Here is an 18127-nt window from a genome sequence, read left to right as displayed (position 1 = left end):
TCAGCGTCCCTGGCTGCGCACCAGCCGCTGCCCGGCGACGATCTCGAAGGTGAAGGCGTACAGCAGGCTGACCGGTAACGGTTCGACGCTGGCGGCCTTCGTACATCCGGCGTCATCGGCCGGCGCGGCGGCTTCGTAGCGGCACAACGCAGCCGGCACGAAACGCCACTGCGCCACCGCCTGGCGCGCGGCCTCGGCCAGCCCCTGGTTCTCAGGCAAGCCCCCGGCACTGCATTCCTCGCGGTCCAGCAGCGGCCAGCTGCGCTCCACCTGCCCCTGCGCATCAAGCACCAGGTGCAGGCAGATCGTGGTGGGCGGCAGGTGCTGCCGGCTTTCGGCCGCATCCCATTCCGGCTCCGGCGCATGGTGTAGACGCGGCATGCGGAAGCCCTCTGCCGCCTGCAGGGTGTAGGCCTGCACGCTGCCGGCTCCGGCGCCGGCCGGTCGGGCGCCCAGCGCGCGGAAGCCGACACTGCCGTCGCGGGTATCGACCACCTGCAGGCGGTCGTGGCCGGCGCAACCGGCCAGCAGCGCGCACAGCACAAGGGCGGCCCTCATTCGCCCGGAGCGTCCAGTTCGAACTGCACCGGGATGCGCAGTGTCGAGGCCACGGGCTTGCCGTCCTTCATTGCAGGCTTGAACGTCCAGTTGCGGGCCGCAGCCACGGTGTTTTCCTCGAACACGCCCTTCGGCTCGGCGCTGACCACGTCGATCCCGCCGGCGCGGCCATCGGCGCCCACTTCCACGTGCAGCACGACCTTGCCGCTGATGCCCTGCTGGAAGGCCCCGCTGGGATAGCGCGGCGGCGGCATCTGTTCGACCACCGGTTCGACATCAACCTTGCTGCCATCGGTGCTGCTGATCGGGGAATGCGGCTTGGGCTTGTGCGCAGGCCTGGCAGCGCCGGATGCCCTGGCCACGGCGTCCACCGGCGTGGCCAGCATCTCCAGCTGGAAGGCACCACCGGCTGGCTGGTCGATGCGCAGGCTCACTGGCTTTCCGAGGCTCGCCGACATCGATGGTTCGGCCACCTGCTTGCCGTCGACGGACAGGGTACCGGCGATGAACACGCCGTCCGCATCGACCGGGCGAGCGGTGAACGTGCCATGCCACTCGTTCGCCTTTGCCGTGTGCACGGTAAAGGCGAACGGCTTGCCGGCCTGGGCCTCGAGTGCGAACTGCTGCTGTTCGCCATCCACGTCCACCTGCAGCTGCACGCGGTAAACGGCTTCGGCGGCCGTTGCCGGCGAGGCCACGCCCGCGGCACCCGCGGGCTTTGCCGCCCAGGCGGCGTACCCCAGCGTGCTGCCCAGGCCGGCGACCAGCGCGGCGGTGACCATCCATTGGTTCGGCTTCGGTGTCGGACGCTTCAACATGGCGATTCGCTCCTTGAGTGGGTGGTGCAACTGCCAGTGGCAACCCACTGGCAACGGGACGGCATCGAACTGCGTCTTGAGCATGGCCTGCGCGTAGCGGCCCCGGGCCCGCGGCCGGGAGCGCAGCACGCGTGCATCGCAGGCCAGTTCCTGGTCGAAGCGGAAGCGGCGCGCGGCAAGGTGGACAAGCGGGTTGAACCAGTACAGGCAACACAGCAGCGCCACCACGGCGTTGGCCTGCAGGTCGCCGCGGGCGATGTGGGTGCGTTCGTGCTGCAGCACCAGGTCCTGCTCGGCTGGCTCGTAGCGGCGCTCGAAATCGCGCGGCAGCACGATCCGAGGCCGCAGCAGGCCGATCGCGGCGGGCAGCCCGGCCACGGCGGCCGCTTCCCAGCAGCCGTCGTTGCGACGACGCAAGACGCCCAGTGCACCGAGGAAGCGGCGCTGCTGCCAGGCCAGCAGGCTCACCATCAGCAACATCCCGGCAATCCAGATCCATCCCAGCACCGCCGCCAACGAGGCCTGCGTCGAAGCGTCCTGGCTGCTTTCGACCAGCACCGTGCGGATCGCCACCACCGCGGCCGTCGCAGTCGTCGTGTCCCGGGCCGGTGCCGGCAGCAGCAGTGCAAGCAGCGTCAGCGGCACGCAGGTCCACAGCGCGTAGGCCGCACCCGCGCCCAGCCAGTGGCGGACCGGGCGGCGCAGCAGCAGCACCAGGAGGATCGCCGCGGTGATGGCGAGGCTGGATACGCCCAGCCAGCGGATCGGTTCACTGGCCATCGTCCAGCTCCCTGATCAGGCGCTTGAGGTCTGCAATGTCCTGCGGCGAAAGCTTGCGGTGCTGGCTGAAGTGGGCCACCAGCGGGGCGACCTTGCCGCCGAACAGGCGCTGCAGCAGTCCTTCGCTCTCCTCCATCACCCATTCCTCGCGGGCCACCCGTGGCGCGTACAGGTAGCGGCGGCCATCCTTTTCTGCGCTGATCGCGCCCTTGTTGAGCAGGCGGTTGAGCAGGGTCTTGATGGTGGCGTCGGCCCAGCCACGACCGGCCAGCCCGGCCACGACCTCCTCGGCAGCCAACGGGTGCCGCTCCCACAGCACTTCCATCACCACGGCTTCGGCTTCGCTGATCTGGATCATCTTTTACACCTGTAAACGATGTTTCGATTACGCATGTAATTGGAGGTGCCGTCAAGCCCTGTGACGGGTCGTTGATCCAGCCGCTGGGAGCATCCGGGCCAGGTCCCGCGGGAGCTCCACCATGTGCTACAGCAAGTCCGACTTTCCGACCAACCAGGTGCGCCGCTTCCTCGAGCCCGGACCGATCGTGCTGGTCTCCTCGGCGTGGAAAGGCCGGCGCAACATCATGACCATGGGCTGGCACATGGTGATGGGCTTCTCGCCGTCACTGGTGGCCACCTACATCTGGGACGAAAACTACAGCCATGAACTGGTCCGACGCAGCGGCGAGTGCGTGATCAATCTCCCCACGGTGGAACTGCTCGACACCGTGGTCGGCATCGGCAACTGCAGTGGCGCGGAGCTCGACAAGTTCGGGCACTTCGGCCTGGATGCCGTGCCCGGCGCGCATGTCGGCGCCCCGTTGATCGCGCAGTGCCACTCCAGTTTCGAATGCCGCCTGCACGATGCAAGCCAGGTACGGCGCCACAACCTTTTCATCTGGGAAGTGGTCAAGGCCCACGTCGCGTCGCGGCCGAAGATCCCGCGCACCGTGCATTACCGCGGCGACGGGCAGTTCATGGTCGCTGGCGACGAGGCATCGCGTCGCAGGCTGTTCAAACCGGAGATGCTGTAATCGCCCCACTCCCCGCAGGAAACCGCGCATGACCGAATACGTGACAGACCTCGACGCCGCCGTTGACTGGCTGCTGCAGCGGGTCGACGGTCCGTTGCGCATCGCCGCGCCGCTGGCGCTGGGCAAGCCGCACCGGCTCGTCAACGCGCTGTATGCGCGCGTCGAAAACGATCCGACGCGGCGATTGCAGCTGTACACCGCCCTGTCGCTGAACCCGCCGCGCGCCGGCGGCGACGGCCTGCAGGCGCGCCTGATGCGGCCCTTCGTCGAGCGCCACTTCGGCAACGACTTCCCGCGCCTGGCCTATGCCGATGCGATCGCCCGCGACCGGCTGCCGCCGCACGTGCAGGTGGAGGAGTTCTACATGCAGTCGGGCGGGTTGCTGGGCTCGAGCCAGGCGCAGCGCGCCTACACCAGCCTCAACTACACCCATGCCGCCGAGGCGGTGGCGCGGCGCGCGCCACACGCCATCGTGCAGAAGGTGGCCCGCCGCGAGGGCAGCACGCGGTTGTCACTGTCATGCAACAACGACCTCACCCAGGATTCGCTCGACGCCATCCACGAGCGCGGTCTGCCACGTCCACTGCTCATTGCCGAGGTCGATCCGCAACTGCCGTGGCTGGGCGGCAGCGCCACGGTGGACGAGGATTTCTTCGACCTGGTGGTGACACCGCCCGGGCCTTACCCGAAGCTTTTCGGCCTGCCGCGGCAGCCGGTGGACGACGTGGACCACGCCATCGGTCTGTACGCGAGTACGCTGGTGCGCGATGGCGGCACCCTGCAGATCGGCATCGGCACGCTGGCCGATGCGCTAAGCCACGCCCTGGTGCTGCGCCATACCGACAACGCGCGCTACCGGCAGATCCTCGACGCGCTGGATCCGACGCTGGCCGACAACCCGCTGGTGCACGAGATCGGTGGCCTGGAGCCATTCGAGACCGGCCTGTACGGCTGCAGCGAGATGCTCAACGAAGGCTTCCGCGTGCTGGTCCAGGCCGGCGTGATCCGGCGCAAGGTGCATGACGACATCGCGCTGATGCGCCGGCTGGCCGACGGCAGCGCCTATACCGCCGACGGCGCGCGGCTGGCCGAGGAAGGCGAGTATCTGCACGGCGCCTTCTACCTGGGCTCGCCGGAGTTCTACGACTGGCTGCGCAACCTGCCCGAAGAGCAGTGCCGGGCCATCGGCATGCGCCGGATCAGCGAGATCAACCAGCTCTACGGCGGCGACGAGGCGCTGGAGCGGCTGCAGCGCCGCGATGCACGTTTCTTCAACTCCTGCATGATGGCCACCGCGCTGGGCGCGGCGGTATCCGACGCACTGGAGGATGGACGCGTGGTGTCAGGGGTCGGCGGGCAATACAACTTCGTCGCCATGGGCCACGCCCTGCCCGGCGCACGCAGCGTGCTGATGTTCCGCGCGGTGCGCGACGGCGGCGGCAACCGCCAGTCGAACGTGCGCTGGAACTACGGCCACACCACCATCCCGCGCCACCTGCGCGACATTTACGTCAACCAGTACGGCATTGCCGACCTGCGCGGCCGCACCGACGAGGACTGCGCGACCGCGATGGCGGCCATCACCGATGCCGCCTTCCAGGACGAGCTGCTGCAGCGTGCCCTCGGGGCGAAGAAGCTGGCCGAAGGCTTCACCGCTCCGCCGCAGTGGCAGCGCAACACCCCGCCCGCGCTGGCAGCATCCCTGGCGCCGTTCCGGCATGACGGCAGCCTGCCCGACTATCCGCTGGGCAGCGACTTCACCGATGTCGAACGGGACCTGCTGCGCGCGCTGACGTGGCTCAGGCAGAACACCGGCAGCCGCAGCCAGAAACTGCGTACCGTGCTGGACGCGCTGGCGCAGCCGCCGGGCGACGGTGATCCGGTCTATCTGGAGCGGATGGGGCTGGGGCAACCGCGTACCTTGGGTGAGCGCATCAACGCGCGCCTGCTGCGCCTGGCCCTCGCCCGGACCGCGCGCCTCTTGTGACGGACCAATACGGGCGATGATTCCGCCAAATTCGGCAAAGTCCATACCCATGACGATTTGTCATGGAAACATCCCATAAACAGGCAAGTACTTTGATGAAAATCACATAATTCCTGGCAAAAGACGGGATTCCGGGACCGGTTGGCACAGTCGCTTATGACAAAAAATCATTAACATCTGGTGAACGAAATCTGACTGCCGGGTTAACGTGAGGATTCCCGGATGCTGCGTCGCCGCACGGCCGTGGCGTCCGGAATATCCGCCTCACTATTCCGGAGAGCACTAGATGATGAGCAACAAAACGCTGCGCAGGGCCTCGCTCAGCGCGGCACTCGCACTCTGCATCGCTGGGCCGCTGTACGCCCAGAGCACCACCGGCAATATCAACGGCAGTGTCCCCGCCGCCAGCGCCAGCAACACCACGGTGCTGATCACCAACAACAGCGGCTTCAGCCGTACCGTGCCGGTCGACGCAGACGGCAACTACCGTGTCAGCAATCTCCCGGTGGGCACCTACACCGTGACCGTGCAGCGAGATGGCCAGGCCATCGGCTCGCGCCAGGTCACCGTGGTGGTCGGCGCCGCGGCCGATGCCTCGTTCAGCGCCGCCGCCGGCGGCACCACCGACCTGGAGACGGTGACCGTCGTGGCCAGCGCCCCGGCCGCCATCGACCTGAGCTCGGTCGATACCCGTACCGTGATCACCGCCGAGCAGATCGCCCGCCTGCCGCTGGGCCGCAGCGCCGAAGCACTGGCCTTGCTGGCCCCGGGTGCGGTGGCCGGCGCGGCCGGTTACGGCGCACTGGCCGGCCTGGTCTCCTTTGGCGGCTCGGGCGTCTCTGAAAACGCCTATTACATCAACGGCTACTTCTCCGGCGAGCCGGTCTCCAACCTGGGCGGCTTTTCGCTGCCGTATGGCGCCATTGCCCAGCAGGAGACCTTCACCGGTGGCTACAGCGCCAAGTACGGCCGTTCGGCCGGCGGCGTGATCAACCAGATCGGCAAGCGCGGTACCAATGATTGGGAATTCGGCGGCCAGCTGACCTTTGCACCACGTGCCTGGCGTGAGGAATACAAGGATCTCTACCTGCCTGATCAGGACCTGCCGGCCGGCTATGTCTACGAAGACCCTGATGCCGCAGGCACCCTGTATTCCAGCGGCAAGGGCGCCAAGAGCACAACGACCACCTACAGCCTGTATGCCGGTGGCCCGATCGTGCAGGACCGACTGTTCGTCTTCCTCGCCGGCGAGGCAGAGAAGAGCGAATCCACCAGCAACCCGACCACGCTGGGCAACCCGCGCCGCACCTACGGTGAAACCACCAACCCGAAGATCTACGCCAAGATCGACTGGAACATCACCGACAACCACCTGCTGGAAGGCACGTGGATGAAGGAAAAGGAAGATTACAGCGGTTATTACCGTGCCTATGACATCTACACCCACACCCTGGGTGAGCGTCTGTCGGTGACGCCCACCGAGCAGGAACGCGACAGCGAATACAAGATCTTCAAGTACACCGGCTTCCTGACCGACAACCTGACCCTGAGCGCCACCTACGGCAACAGCGAATTCATCGCCAAGGACACCCCGTACCTGTTGCCGGGGGTGCCGCACATTGCCAACCCGACCCTGCAGGATCCGGCCGTCACCGGAGGAAACCCGGTCTACAGCAAGCTGGCCGGCTATCAGGGGCGTGACGGTGTGAACAGCACCGACGGCATCCGTGCCGACCTGGAATGGGTGGTCGGCGACCACACCCTGAGCCTGGGCGTGGACAACATCACCTTCGAGGCCGATAACGAAGGCACCTCGCAGCCGATCGATTACTGGATCTACAGCCGCGGCAACCCGACCAGCAATATCAACGCCGCACTCGGCGTCGGTGCACCGGGCGGCGCCGGCTACTATGTCGGCAAGCGCTATTACTTCACCAACACCAGCATGTCCCTGGACCAGAAGGCCTGGTACCTGGAAGACCGCTGGCAGATCACCGACAACCTGCTGCTGACCCTGGGCATCCGCAACGACGAGTTCACCAACAAGAACAACGTCGGCGAGGTCTACATGGCTTCCAAGGACCAGTGGGCCCCGCGTCTGGGCTTCAGCTGGGACGTGTTCGGTGATGCCTCCACCAAGCTGTACGGTAACGCCGGGCGCTACTACCTGGCCATGCCCAACAACGTGGCCATCCGTGGCGCATCGGCCTCGACCTACACCACCGAATACTTCACCTACAGCGGCATTGATGCCAACGGCGCCCCCACCGGCCTGACCCCGGTGCCGGGCGTGGGCGGTGCACCGGCTCCGGGCGCGGTGTCCTCCAACGGTGAGTACGGCACCCCGGTGGATGTGCTGGCCTTCGCTCCGAAGGACCTGAAGAACATGTACCAGGACGAGTACATCATCGGTTTTGACCGCATGTTGAACCCGAACTGGTCCTTCGGTGCCAAGTTCACCTACCGCGACCTGAAGTCCTCCATCGACGACATCTGTGATCCGTACACCTTCATGGATCACAACGCCCTGGAAGCCATCAACTACGTCAACGGCAAGTACATCGCCCAGGACAATTCGGGCAAGAACGTGGAAGTGGCCTACTGCTACATGTTCAACCCCGGTGGCACCAACACCTTCTCGCTGGCCAACACCGACGCCGACGGCAACCCGGTGGGTGGGCGTACCGAGTACACCATGTCGGCCGCAGACTGGGGCTTCAACCATGGCCTCAAGCGTACCTACAAGGCCGTGGACCTGTACCTGGACCACCCGTTTGACGGCACCTGGGAAGGTCGCCTGACCTATACCTACGCCAAGAGCGAGGGCAACAACGAAGGCCAGGTCAAGAGCGAGTTCGGCCAGACCAACATCTCCAAGACCCAGGACTGGGACGCCTGGCAGATCATGGCCTTCGCCAATGGCTACCTGGCCAATGACCGCCGCCACCAGATCAAGCTCTACGGCAGCTATGCCATCACCGATGAGTGGACCGTAGCCGGCAACCTGCGCGTGCAGTCCGGCACCCCGATCAGCTGCCTGGGTTACTACAACCCGGACGGGACCATCGATGAAGGTTCGGCCGCCGGTGACCCCATCGGTTACGGCCCCAGCTACCACACCTGCTTCGGTGAAGTCGCCAAGCCGGGGGACAAGCGCACCCCGTGGACCCGTCAGTTGGACCTGAGCCTGGGCTGGCGTCCGGAAGTGTTCGACGGCAAGCTCAATGTTGCCCTGCAGGTGTTCAACGTGCTCAATGAGGACAAGCCGCTGCAGGTGGACGTGACTTCGGAGACCGATCCCTACACGGTCTCCAATACCTTCATGCTGCCGATTGCCCGCCAGACGCCACGTTATGCCCGTCTGTCGGTGTCCTACGATTTCTGACCCAAGCAACAACAGGATCCCGCTTGGCGGGATCCCTCCATTGATACTCCGAGCGTTGTTCGCCGGCCCCTCTGGGGCCGGCTTTTTATTGCCTGCTGGAGACTGTGCAACGCACCGACAACGCCCCGACAAGTCGCAGCAGGAGCACGAAAAAGCCGGGCATTGCCCGGCTTTTTCGTTGCAACAGGTGCTAAAACGATCAGCGCTGGACCTGGACCTGTGCCTTGGCCGCATCCACCACCGCCTCGACGGTGATGCCGAAGTGCTTGTACAGCTGGTCGGCCGGGGCCGAGGCACCGAAGGTATCGATACCCACCACCGCACCATCCAGGCCGACGTAGGCACGCCAGAAACCAGTGACACCGGCTTCAACGGCCACGCGTGCACGCACGGCGTGGGGCAGCACCGACTCGCGGTAGGCGGCGTCCTGGCGCTCGAACACGTCGGTCGACGGCATCGACACCACGCGGGCCTTGATCCCAGCGGCATCCAGCTCGGCCTTGGCCTTGATCGCCAGTTCCACTTCCGAACCGGTACCGATCAGGATCACATCCGGGGTGCCGCCTTCGGCTTCGGCCAGCACGTAGCCACCGCGCTCGATCAGCTTGACCTGCTCGGCACTGCGCGCGTTGTGGGCCAGGTTCTGGCGGCTGAACACCAGGCAGCTCGGGCCATCCTTGCGCACGATCGCCTGCTTCCACGCAACCGCCGACTCGACCGCGTCGCACGGACGCCACACGTCGTTGTTGGGGATGTAGCGCAGCGAGGCCAGGTGCTCCACCGGCTGGTGGGTCGGGCCGTCCTCGCCCAGGCCGATCGAGTCGTGGGTGTAGACGTGGATCGCGTGCGCCGGGATCAGCGCGCTCATGCGCACCGCGTTGCGGGCATAGTCGCTGAACACCAGGAAGGTGGCATCGAACGGCAGGAAGCCACCGTGCAGGGCCAGGCCGTTGGCGATGGCGCTCATGCCGAACTCGCGCACGCCGTAGTAGACGTAGTTCGCGTCCGGGTCGTCGGTGGCCACCGAACTGCAGCCCTTCCACAGGGTCAGGTTGGAGTGCGCCAGGTCGGCCGAACCACCGACCATCTCCGGCAGCAGCGGCGCGAAGGCGGCAATGGCGTTCTGCGAAGCCTTGCGCGAGGCGATGGTGGCGCCTTCGGCCTGCACGCCGGCGATGTAGGCATCGGCCCTGGCAATGAAGTCATCCGGCAGCTCACCATGCGAGCGACGGGTCAGCTCCTCGGCCTGCTGCGGGAACTGCGCGGCGTACTTGTCGAACAGCTGCTCCCACTCGGCCTGGCGCAGGGTGCCGGTGCCGCCGGCGCGCCAGCCGGCGTAGATCTCTTCGGGGATCTCGAACGGGCCGTGCTCCCAGCCCAGCGCCTTGCGCGTGGCGGTCAGCTCGTCGCCACCCAGCGGCGCGCCATGGCTGGATTCCTTGCCCGCCTTGGCTGGCGAGCCGAAGCCGATCGTGGTGCGGCAGCAGACCAGGGTCGGCTTGTCGAACTGGCCCAGGGCCGATTCGATCGCCGACTTGATCGACGCGGCATCGTGGCCATCCACGCCGCGGATCACGTTCCAGCCGTAGGCCTCGAAGCGCGCGGCGGTGTCGTCGGTGAACCAGCCTTGGGTGTTGCCGTCGATGGAGATGCGGTTGTCATCCCAGAAGCACACCAGCTTGTTCAGGCCCCAGGTGCCGGCCAGCGACGCGGCCTCGTGCGAGACGCCTTCCATCAGGCAGCCGTCGCCCATGAACACCCAGGTGCGGTGGTCGACGATCTCGAACTCGGGGCGGTTGTAGCGCTGGGCCAGCAGCTTCTCGGCCAGCGCAAAGCCCACGGCATTGGCGAAGCCCTGGCCGAGCGGACCGGTGGTGGTCTCCACGCCCGGGGTTTCGTGGCGCTCCGGGTGGCCGGCGGTCCTGCTGCCGAGCTGGCGGAAGTTCTTCAGTTCCTCGATCGGCAGGTCGTAGCCGCTCAGGTGCAGCAGCGCATAGTGCAGCATCGAGCCGTGGCCGTTGGACAGCACGAAACGGTCGCGGTTGAACCAGTTCGGATTGTTCGGGTTGTGCCGGAGATAGTCGTTCCACAGCACTTCGGCGATGTCGGCCATGCCCATCGGCATGCCGGGATGGCCGGACTTGGCTTGTTCGACCGCGTCGGCGGCGAGGAAACGAATGGCGTTGGCTAGCTGGCGGCGGGTGGGCTGCGTCATGTTCGGTTCGGTCGGGAGGCTCCCGCGGAGCTGCGGGCGGCCTATTGTCCCACAGACACCCGGGGCGATCCGAACGCCGGCCCAACACCCGGCCCCGCAACGACAACGGCCGCCCTGCGGCGGCCGTTGCGTGAATGCCCGGGTGGATCAGGCCTGCGGCTGCGTTGCGCCGGGCTCGTCGGCCTCGCCCTTGGCCACCATCGTGGCCAGTGCCAGGTCGCCGGTAACGTTCAGCGCGGTGCGGCACATGTCCAGGAAGTGGTTCACGCCCAGGATCAGGCCAATGCCGACCGGGTTGACCCCGACCATCGCGCAGATCAGCGCCACCACGGGCAGCGAGCCGGACGGCACGCCCGCCGTGCCGATGCCGCCGAGAATGCAGACCAGCATCACCATGAACTGCTGGCCGAGGCTCAGGTCCACACCGAAGAACTGGGCCAGGAAGATCACCGTCACGCCCTCGAACAGCGCGGTGCCGTTCTGGTTGGCGGTGGCGCCCACGGTCAGCACGAAGCGCGAGACCTTGTGCGGCAGGCCGATCTGGTCGGCCACGCGCAGCGCGGTGGGCAGGGTCGCGTTGGACGAGGCGGTGGAGAAGGCCATCACGATGGCTTCCTGGCTGCCGCGGAAGAACGCCAGCGGCGACTTGCCGGCCAGCTTCACCGCCACGCTGTAGCTGACGAACATGTGCAGGCCCAGCGCCAGCACCACCACGCCGACATACGCGCCCAGGCGCACCAGCAGGTCGAAACCGAACACCGCGGCCAGGTTGAACATGAAACAGGCCACCGCGTACGGCGCCAGCCGGATCACCAGGCCGATCAGGGTCATCGAGATCTCGAAGATGCCCTCGATGACGTTGCGCAGCGGCGCGACCTTTTCATCCGGCGAGAGCACCATGCCGATGCCGAACATCACCGCGAAGAACATCAGCGACAGGATCGCGCCGTTGTCCGAGGCGGCGGAGATGATGTTGCTCGGCACGATGGACAGCAGCATCTGCATGCCCTGCGGCTGGTCGCCGACACCGGCCACGATCTCGCGGCTGCGCTCGACGTTTTCCTGCAGCAGTTGCGAGGCGAGCGCCGGATCCACGCCCGCACCGGGCTGGAACAGGTTGACCAGCACCAGGCCCAGGCCCACGGCGATGCCGGACAGCACCACGGTGTAGGCCAGCGTCTTCCAGCCGATGCGGCCCAGCGCGCGGATGTCGCCCATCTCGGCCACGCCCATCACCAGCGCCGAGAACAGCAGCGGCACGATCAGCATGAAGATCAGGTTGAGGAACAGTCCGGAGAACGGCGTGGTGACATAGGTGGTGAACAGCCGCACCCATTCACTGTCCGCGCTGGTCAGGTGGGCCAGCAGGCCCAGCAGCAGGCCCAGGCCGAAGCCGATTCCCATCTTCCAGTGCAGCGGCATTCCGGCCCGGGATTTCACAGCGTTCCCCATCGACAATCCTTCCTCCAAAGAATGCGGCGCAGCTTAGCAAATGCGTGGTCGGCGCCGCCGTCGCGACGCTATGTGCATGTGGACCTGCACGCATTCATCGCTTCAGGCGGACGGATACAGCGGCGGGAGCTCGGCCTTGCGATCCGATGGGGTGGAATGCCAGCGTGGGCCTGGCTTCATCGCCTGCCGCAGTGCCTGCCGTGCCGCAGCCACATCACCCTGCCCGGCCCAGCGCGCACGCTGCAGCTGGGACAGCGCCTGGCGTTGCACCGGATCGACCAGCTTTTCGATCACGGCATCGATGGAGTCCACGCCAGCCATCGCACACAGGATGCGTTCGACCTCATCCAGGCCACCGCGCTCCAGCGCGCGGCGCAGGTCAGCGAACCCAACACTGGATCCGGCTGCGGGCAGGGTGACGTGGACTTCCTCCAGCGCGGCGGCACGGCGACGGCGCAGCGCCCAGGCCAGGGTGAGCAGCCACAGCAGTGCGAACAATACGGCCAGGGCAATCCAGGGCCATGGCTTCCGGCCAGTCTCCACGGTCGCGGCCAGCGCGTCGCCGCGCTTGTCAGCGGCGTTGGTCGCGGAGGGATCAACCGTCGGCACCGGCAACGGCGGTGTAGCCAGGGCGGGCTGGCCGCCACTGACTTCCAGCGTGAGCGGCGGCAGCAGCGTGCGCCGCGCGCGGCCGCTGGCCACGTCCCACCAGTCCATGCCGATGCCGGCCAGCTGCAGCCGGCCTTCGCGCTGCGGGACGATGGAATAGCGACGCGTCATCTTCAGCCGCGGCACGCTGCCGTCAAAGGTCTCGTCGTACTGCGGCGGTTCGGCAAAGACCTGCGCCGCATCCCCCAGCGAGGGCACCGGCAGCTCCGGGAACTGCGTGCGCGTGGCGCCATCGGCCACCGCCTCGATCACCAGCGTGGCCGCCTCGCCCACCCGTGCCGCGTGCGGGGTGGCGGTGTAGCGCAGGCGCAGGTCATGCAGCGGCAGCCACGGCTGCGGGGCGTTGCCTGGCTGTGGCTGCACCTGCAGCGTGCGCGTGGGTGCACGTGCACTCATGCGTGCCGTGCCACTACCGAAGAAATCGTTGAACATGCCGCCGACGCCGCGCCCGGTGAAGCGCGCGCCTTCCAGTACCAGCGGGCCGCTGCGCTCGGGAATCAGCAGGAAGCGCCGCTCGACCACGTTGTAGCGGCGTCCACCCACCTCCCGCACGAGGCTCCGGTCATCGCCCACGCGCTGCAGCGAGGCACCGGCCGGGGTATCGAGCACCAGTTCGCCCGATGCCAGCTGGGTGGCGTAGTACAGTCGGACGACCACGCCCACGGTCTGCTGCACGTAGGGCGTTGCATCCTCGATGTCGGTTTCGATGAAGGCGACCTCGTCGCCGCGCGACGCCGGCGCAGCAGCCTGGCCGGCCTGCACCTGCAACGTCAGTGGCGCGGTCTGCTCCCTGCCCACGCGCAGCGAGGGGATCTGGATCACGCCACTGCGGCGCGGGGTCAGGGCGATGCCGAACAGGGCCCTGGACGCCATCGCGCCGTTCTCCCATTGCACCTGGCGGCTGCTGGTGGCCGCACTCAGCTCGAAGTCGGCACGCAGTGGCGTGTAGTCCGGCGTGGCTCCGGTCTGCGCGGTTTCGATATTGAGGGTGACGGTCCCGCCTTCGGCGATGGTATTGCGGTCCAGCCATGCGCGGGTCTGGGCGTGTGCCAGCATCACCTGGCCCAGCAACAGCAGGGCCAGCCCCCAGCGGACGATCCGGCGGCAGTGCGGTGATGCGTTCATCGCCCCTCCCGGCTGCGGCGCTCGTGTTCGATGCGGAACTTGGCCTTGAGCAGGCTGCCCGGCTCATCGGGCACGCGCCGGATCCACGCCTCGGTGGCCTGGCGACGTTCGCGCTGCTCGGCGGTTTCGTTCGCCTGCGCCTGCGAGGGCGTCGACGCCCGTGACTGCTGCATGGCCTGCTCCATCTGTTCGCGTTGTGCCTGGTCGGCCTGTTGCTGGGCCGTCGCATCCTCGGCCTGCGGCGGTGACGGTGGCGACTGCTGCCCGGGCTTGCCAGCCTGCGGGTCACCACCGGTTTGCCCCTGCGGGCTGGGCTGCTGCCGCGCCGGGTCGTTACCCGCACCCTTGCCCTTGCCACTGCCAGGCTGCGGCGGCTGGCCCTGGGACGATTGCTGCTGGCGCTTGCGTGCGGCATCGACCGCGGCCCGGTTGGCCACTGCGTCGTCCATCCCGGGCTGGTGCTCCAAGGCCCGGTCGTAGGCGTCGATGGCATCGTCATAGCGGCCCTGCCGGGCCAGCGCATTGCCGAGGTTGTACCAGCCCTCAGCAGTGTCGATGCCTTCGAACTGGCGCTGGGCAGTGGCGAAATCGCCGCGCCGGTAGGCGGACACCCCTTCGGACAACTGCCGATGCTGTCGCTGGTCATCGCGCTGCCACCAGCCGCCCTCGGCGGCCTGCACCGGCAGCGACAGCGGCAACAGGCAGGCCAGGGCGACCATCGCCAGGCCCGCGCGCCGGCGGAACGCCAGCAGCGACAGCAGCATCAGCGGCGGCAGCAGCCAGAAGCCTTCATCACGCCAGCGCTTGCTGGCCTCGCCCTCGCCCTGTTGCGAGCCGACCAGTGCCGGGCGCAGCAGGTCCAGCGCCTGCAGGTCGGCGGTGCCTGCGCCCAGCTGCACATAGCGCCCCCCCCCACTGCCGGCGAGCGCCTGCAGCGAGCGCGCGTCCAGCCGCGCCTGGCCGACACTGCCGTCGCGTTCGCGCACGGCTGCGCCCTGCGCCGTGCCCAGTCCGAGCGCCGAGACCCGGTAGCCCAGGCTGCGGGCATGTGCCGCCACCGCCTGCGCCTCGGTACCGGCGCGATCGCCGAGCAGCAGGATGTCGCCGCGCGTGGCACCTGCCTGCCGCAGCAGCGAGGCCGCCAGCTCGATCCCGCGCTCTGGACGTTGACCATCGACCGGCATGATCTCCGGACCCAACTCATCGAGGAACAGGGCGACGTTGGCCGCATCGGACGTCAGCGGGGTCACGGTATAGGCGTCGTCGGCAAACACCACCAATGCGACCTCGCCACCCTCGCGCTCGGCGAGCAGGGTGGCCAGCTTGCTGCGGGCCTGCAGCAATCGCGAGGGCGGCAGGTCGGTGGCGAGGATGCGACTGGAAAGGTCCAGCACCACGACCAGCGGGGACTTGGACTGCCACGCCGGCTGTGATTCCTGGCGCCAGCTTGGCCCGGCCAGTGCCAGCACCGCCAGCACGATGCCCAGCGCCGGCAGCCATCCGGAAACCCGCGCCCGGCGCGTGCCGCCCTCCAGCAGGTGCGGCAGCAGGTGCGGGTCGACCAGATGGCGCCACGGGTCACGCCGGCGCTGGCGCAACTGCAGCCACGCCATGACCGCCGGTGCCAGCAGCAACGCCCACAGCCATTCCGGACGCAGGAAATGCAGTGACTGCCAGAACCCGCTCATGGACCGCGCCCCGGCCAGACCAGGGCAAGCATCCCCAGCCCCAGCGCAAGTATCAGCGGCAGCGGATAACGCTCGATGCGCGGCCGCACTGCCGTGCCGGCCACCTGCACCGGCTCGATCCGGTCCAGCTCGGCATAGATGCCGACCAGCTCGTCGGTATCGCGTGCCCGGAAGAAGCGCCCGCCGGTCTGGCGGGCGATTTCGGCCAAAGTCTCCTCGTCGATCGGATCCTCGCCGACCGGCAGCTGCATGCCGAACAGCGACAGCCCCCCGCTACCGCCAAAAGCAATGGTGTGCACACGGACGTTCTCGATGCGTGCCAGCTCGGCGGCCTTCAATGGCTCGAGCACGCCGGCGGTGTTGACGCCATCAGTCAGCAGCACCAGGACCCGCTGCCCTTCCGGCTGCGCACGCAGGCGCTTGACCGCCAGCGCGATCGCATCGCCCAGCGCGGTCTCGCGTCCGGCCAGGCCGACCACGCTGTCGCGCAGTTGTTCGCGCACGGAGGCCAGGTCGGCGGTGAGCGGAGTCAACGCGTAGGCGCGCTGGCCAAACACCAGCAGGCCCACATGGTCGCCCTGGCGGCGGGTGAGGAAGTCGGCCAGCACCGCCTTGGCGGCGGTGAGGCGATCAACCATGCGTGCACCCAGCTGCATGTCCGCCTCACCCATGCTGCCGGACAGGTCGACGGCCAGCATCATCTGCCGTGCCTGCTGCGGCGGCATGATCGCCTCGCCCAGTTGCTGCGGACGCGCGGCGGCAGCGCACAGGCAGATCCATGCCAGCCACAGCAGCCAGCGGCCACCGCGCAGCAGGTGCGGCGCGCCAGTCGCCGATGTCTGCGGATGCAGCTGTCCTGGCGCGTAAGGCACCCGCAGCGCGGCTCCCCGACTGACTGCCACCGGCCACCAGCGCATCAGTACCGGCAGCGGCAAGGCCAGCCACATCCAGGGCCAGGCGAAGACCTCGAGCAGGACGCGCCAGTCGATCATCGGCCGCCCGCCATCAGTTCGAGGAAACGACGACGCGCCAGCGGCAACACGCGCTCGACTTCGCTTGCCTCGACGCTGCGACGGAAGCCACCGTCGAGCAGGATCCGGCCCGGCCCTTGCGAGAACTCCGAGCCTTGGTCGCCGTCGAGGAAGCGAAGCCAGGGTTCGCCCTGCAGTTGCACCGCCGCCGCATCGACCTCGCGTGCGGCGCGGCGCAGCAGCTCGGACATCGCTGCGACCCGTGCAGCGGGGGTGCCGGCGGCCTGCACCGTGCTCTCGAACAACCGCAGCCAGCGGGCCCGGCGACGCTGCCGGCGCCAGCGCAGCGCAACAGCAACGCCCAGCAGCACGACCAGACCCGCCAGCACCAGCCACCAGCCCGGCGCCAGCGGCCACAGCCCTGGCGCGTCGGGCAGGTGCACGTCACGCAGCGGCAGCCGCTCGGGCGTCATGCGCGCGCCCCGGCCACTGTCGGCGCCAGCCACGCATCACTGTCCTGGTCGCAGGCCAGTACATGGACCGCGATGCGTCGACCTGGCAGGGATTGGCACAGTTGCCGCAGCGGCTCGCCAAAGGAGTGCTGCCAGTGTTCACGTTCGGCCTGCGCCTGCAGATCCACTTCCACGCGCTGCCCACCGGCGATGAAGGACAGCTCGGCCGCCGGTGGATCCAGCTCCAGGGGATCGGTCAGCAGCAGCACGATGACTTCCTGATGCCGGCCCAGCGCCGACCACATCGACAGCGGAACCTCCACGGCGCCACGCGGATCGGCCAGCACCACCACGCGGGCACCGGGGCGCACGATGCGTGCCGCACGCTCCAGAGCAAACGACAGTCCCGCGTCATCGGCCGGCGGCCCGGAATACCAGCGTTGCAACGCATCGAGTACGCGCAGCACCCCACCGGCACCGCCGCCGGGCGGGACTGGTGCCTCGACCGCACTTCCACGCAGCGCAGCCACGCGATCACCCTGCCGCTGTGCCCACCACGCGGCCACCGCTCCGGCACGCGCCGCCTGCACGGACTTGAAACGCACGCGGGTGCCGAAATACAACGTCGGCGCGGTATCGGCCACGAGCAGGCTCAGGCGTTCGCGCTCGGCCTGGAAAAGCTTGGTGTGGGTGCGACCGCTGCGTGCGGTCAGCCGCCAGTCGATGTGGCGGGCGTCATCGCCGACCACGTACTCGCGCGACTCGGCGTACTCCATGCCGCGACCGCGAAGCATCGACGGTGCCGGCCCGGCGGAGCCATGCTGTCCCCTGCGGGCGAGCGCCGCGCGCGGCACACGCTCGCGCAGCGCGATGAGCTCGGCCAGGCTCGGGCGGATCCCATCCCCACCTCCGGCAACTGCAGCAGCCCGGATCATGTGCGCGCCCGTGGCATGGCTGGACGGAAATCATGCTGCCACCTGCGGTTGCTCACGA

The 18127-nt window shown here is 67.9% G+C and carries 13 protein-coding genes; 3 read left to right on the top strand and 10 right to left on the bottom strand.

Features of this window, described 5'->3' with window-relative positions; translation table 11 throughout:
- The 3 genes from LG380_RS15640 to LG380_RS15630 are packed head-to-tail and all read right to left on the bottom strand — an operon-like array spanning position 1 to position 2511.
- Positions 1-558 (bottom strand): hypothetical protein, encoded by a 558-nt coding sequence (locus LG380_RS15640; RefSeq protein WP_225766358.1) that lies wholly within the window; start codon positions 556-558, stop codon positions 1-3.
- The gene (locus tag LG380_RS15635) at positions 555-2156 is read right to left on the bottom strand and encodes a TonB family protein (RefSeq protein WP_225766356.1); all 1602 of its coding nucleotides are present in this window, start codon (positions 2154-2156) and stop codon (positions 555-557) included. The genes LG380_RS15640 and LG380_RS15635 overlap by 4 nt, the downstream gene beginning before the upstream one ends.
- Complete coding sequence (locus tag LG380_RS15630; protein WP_225766674.1) at positions 2146-2511, bottom strand: BlaI/MecI/CopY family transcriptional regulator; 366 nt, start codon at positions 2509-2511, stop codon at positions 2146-2148. The genes LG380_RS15635 and LG380_RS15630 overlap by 11 nt, the downstream gene beginning before the upstream one ends.
- 124 nt (positions 2512-2635) lie before the next feature.
- Between LG380_RS15630 and LG380_RS15625 the strand changes: the two genes are divergently transcribed.
- From LG380_RS15625 to LG380_RS15615, 3 genes are all read left to right on the top strand, one after another.
- Positions 2636-3190 (top strand): flavin reductase family protein, encoded by a 555-nt coding sequence (locus LG380_RS15625; protein WP_225766354.1) that lies wholly within the window; start codon positions 2636-2638, stop codon positions 3188-3190.
- A gap of 28 nt (positions 3191-3218) precedes the next feature.
- Positions 3219-5177, top strand: coding sequence for an acetyl-CoA hydrolase/transferase C-terminal domain-containing protein (locus tag LG380_RS15620; protein ID WP_225766352.1), 1959 nt, complete (start codon positions 3219-3221; stop codon positions 5175-5177).
- Between the two features lie 289 nt (positions 5178-5466).
- A complete protein-coding gene (locus LG380_RS15615) occupies positions 5467-8562 on the top strand; it encodes a TonB-dependent receptor (RefSeq protein WP_225766350.1) in 3096 nt (1031 codons plus the stop codon).
- A gap of 199 nt (positions 8563-8761) precedes the next feature.
- Here LG380_RS15615 and tkt read toward each other — a convergent pair whose 3' ends face one another.
- From tkt to LG380_RS15580, 7 genes are all read right to left on the bottom strand, one after another.
- The gene (gene tkt / locus LG380_RS15610) at positions 8762-10777 is read right to left on the bottom strand and encodes a transketolase (protein ID WP_225766348.1); all 2016 of its coding nucleotides are present in this window, start codon (positions 10775-10777) and stop codon (positions 8762-8764) included.
- 147 nt (positions 10778-10924) lie between these two features.
- A complete protein-coding gene (locus tag LG380_RS15605) occupies positions 10925-12229 on the bottom strand; it encodes a dicarboxylate/amino acid:cation symporter (protein WP_318780090.1) in 1305 nt (434 codons plus the stop codon).
- 102 nt (positions 12230-12331) lie between these two features.
- Positions 12332-14023, bottom strand: a complete 1692-nt coding sequence (locus LG380_RS15600; RefSeq protein WP_225766346.1) for a BatD family protein — start codon at positions 14021-14023, stop codon at positions 12332-12334.
- The gene (locus LG380_RS15595; RefSeq protein ID WP_225766344.1) at positions 14020-15711 is read right to left on the bottom strand and encodes a tetratricopeptide repeat protein; all 1692 of its coding nucleotides are present in this window, start codon (positions 15709-15711) and stop codon (positions 14020-14022) included. The genes LG380_RS15600 and LG380_RS15595 overlap by 4 nt, the downstream gene beginning before the upstream one ends.
- Positions 15708-16703 (bottom strand): VWA domain-containing protein, encoded by a 996-nt coding sequence (locus LG380_RS15590; RefSeq protein ID WP_225766342.1) that lies wholly within the window; start codon positions 16701-16703, stop codon positions 15708-15710. Before LG380_RS15590 ends, LG380_RS15595 begins: the two co-directional genes overlap by 4 nt.
- Positions 16700-17155 (bottom strand): DUF4381 domain-containing protein, encoded by a 456-nt coding sequence (locus LG380_RS15585; protein ID WP_225766340.1) that lies wholly within the window; start codon positions 17153-17155, stop codon positions 16700-16702. The genes LG380_RS15590 and LG380_RS15585 overlap by 4 nt, the downstream gene beginning before the upstream one ends.
- On the bottom strand, positions 17152-18069 hold the full coding sequence (locus LG380_RS15580) for a DUF58 domain-containing protein (protein ID WP_225766339.1): 918 nt from the start codon (positions 18067-18069) through the stop codon (positions 17152-17154). Before LG380_RS15580 ends, LG380_RS15585 begins: the two co-directional genes overlap by 4 nt.
- Between the last annotated feature and the right edge of the window lie 58 nt (positions 18070-18127).

This window comes from Stenotrophomonas sp. Marseille-Q4652, assembly GCF_916618915.1.
In the GTDB taxonomy this organism is placed as follows: domain Bacteria; phylum Pseudomonadota; class Gammaproteobacteria; order Xanthomonadales; family Xanthomonadaceae; genus Stenotrophomonas.
Note: the sequence above shows the minus strand (reverse complement) of the source record. Positions and strands in the feature narration are given on the sequence as shown.

What these genes read in the sequence shown, in the direction of transcription:
- LG380_RS15600 (WP_225766346.1), bottom strand. Translation starts at nt 14,023, where the DNA reads ATGAACGCATCACCGCACTGCCGCCGGATCGTCCGCTGGGGGCTGGCC.
- LG380_RS15620 (WP_225766352.1), top strand. Translation starts at nt 3,219, where the DNA reads ATGACCGAATACGTGACAGACCTCGACGCCGCCGTTGACTGGCTGCTG.
- tkt (WP_225766348.1), bottom strand. Translation starts at nt 10,777, where the DNA reads ATGACGCAGCCCACCCGCCGCCAGCTAGCCAACGCCATTCGTTTCCTC.
- LG380_RS15625 (WP_225766354.1), top strand. Translation starts at nt 2,636, where the DNA reads ATGTGCTACAGCAAGTCCGACTTTCCGACCAACCAGGTGCGCCGCTTC.
- LG380_RS15635 (WP_225766356.1), bottom strand. Translation starts at nt 2,156, where the DNA reads ATGGCCAGTGAACCGATCCGCTGGCTGGGCGTATCCAGCCTCGCCATC.
- LG380_RS15615 (WP_225766350.1), top strand. Translation starts at nt 5,467, where the DNA reads ATGAGCAACAAAACGCTGCGCAGGGCCTCGCTCAGCGCGGCACTCGCA.
- LG380_RS15590 (WP_225766342.1), bottom strand. Translation starts at nt 16,703, where the DNA reads ATGATCGACTGGCGCGTCCTGCTCGAGGTCTTCGCCTGGCCCTGGATG.
- LG380_RS15605 (WP_318780090.1), bottom strand. Translation starts at nt 12,229, where the DNA reads ATGGGGAACGCTGTGAAATCCCGGGCCGGAATGCCGCTGCACTGGAAG.
- LG380_RS15640 (WP_225766358.1), bottom strand. Translation starts at nt 558, where the DNA reads ATGAGGGCCGCCCTTGTGCTGTGCGCGCTGCTGGCCGGTTGCGCCGGC.
- LG380_RS15580 (WP_225766339.1), bottom strand. Translation starts at nt 18,069, where the DNA reads ATGATCCGGGCTGCTGCAGTTGCCGGAGGTGGGGATGGGATCCGCCCG.
- LG380_RS15585 (WP_225766340.1), bottom strand. Translation starts at nt 17,155, where the DNA reads ATGACGCCCGAGCGGCTGCCGCTGCGTGACGTGCACCTGCCCGACGCG.
- LG380_RS15595 (WP_225766344.1), bottom strand. Translation starts at nt 15,711, where the DNA reads ATGAGCGGGTTCTGGCAGTCACTGCATTTCCTGCGTCCGGAATGGCTG.